This window comes from Plebeiibacterium sediminum (genome assembly GCF_026013605.1).
Classification (GTDB): domain Bacteria; phylum Bacteroidota; class Bacteroidia; order Bacteroidales; family Marinilabiliaceae; genus Saccharicrinis; species Saccharicrinis sediminus.
On record NZ_JAPDPJ010000417.1, the window covers coordinates 1 to 313 of the forward strand.

The 313-nt window shown below is 32.6% G+C and carries 1 protein-coding gene; it reads left to right on the forward strand.

The window, feature by feature from the left end; translation table 11 throughout:
* Positions 1-258, forward strand: a 258-nt coding sequence (locus tag OM075_RS26780; protein ID WP_301193446.1) for an ATP-binding protein, incomplete at its 5' end; no start/stop codon positions are given.
* Between the last annotated feature and the right edge of the window lie 55 nt (positions 259-313).

The following is a 313-nucleotide window of genomic DNA, read 5'->3' on the forward strand; positions in this document are numbered from 1 at the left end:
AATTTGTTGATACTTGATGATTTTGGACTACAGGCATTTGATAACCAATCGCGAGAAATACTTATGGATATTATAGATGATCGGTACAATAAAGCCTCAACCATTGTTTCTTCTCAAATACCAGTATCTGTTTGGTATGACATAATAGGAGAAGGTACTATTGCTGATGCAATCCTTGATAGGATTGTAAACTCTTCTCACAGAATTAACCTTAAAGAAGAGTCGCTCAGGAAAGGAATTTTAAAAAGTGAAAACTAATTTTTTTGTATTATTGTAACATCTTTCAAAGTGGCATGTTTTGACCGATAATACT